The sequence below is a fragment of the Gardnerella sp. CCPDSM genome (assembly GCF_056754715.1).
Window position 1 is genome coordinate 1 of sequence record NZ_JBQEQO010000065.1, and the last position, 514, is coordinate 514.

Below are 514 nucleotides of genomic sequence, written 5' to 3' on the forward strand. Positions count from 1 at the left end.
ATAACGTGTTTTGCACGCTTAATTTTGAATACAATGTTGAAACTTGTGGTATGCCAATATCAGCGGTTTCACCTCTAGTTAAAACACCGTCCGCGAACCCGAGTTCTACCGCCTTGTTAGCATCCATCCACGTTTCCGAATCCATTAAATGCGAGAGTTTCACACGGTTAAGCCCTGTTTTAATCTCGTAAGCGTTAATAATGGACTCTTTGACCTCATCAAGCATTGATATTGCTTTTTCCATTTCGTTTCTGTTTCCAAAAGCAACAGTCATAGGATTATGAATCATAAGCATTGACACCGGGCTCATATAAACCTTTGTCCCAGCCATCGCAATAACCGATGCCGCCGACGCCGCAATCCCGTCAATCTTTACCGTCACACAACCCTTGTAATCCATGAGCATGTTATAGATTTGTGCCGCAGCCACACAATCCCCACCAGGCGAGTTAATCCATACGGTAATATTTCCACTACCAGCGTTTAACTCGTCTTTAAAAAGTTGTGGTGTAAT

Annotated in this window: 1 protein-coding gene; it reads right to left on the reverse strand. The window is 43.0% G+C overall.

Annotation, left to right across the window (positions count from 1 at the left end; all coding sequences use genetic code 11):
• Positions 1 to 514 (reverse strand): head maturation protease, ClpP-related (locus ACTJLE_RS06540; protein WP_481267914.1); only part of this gene is annotated, 514 nt, incomplete at its 3' end.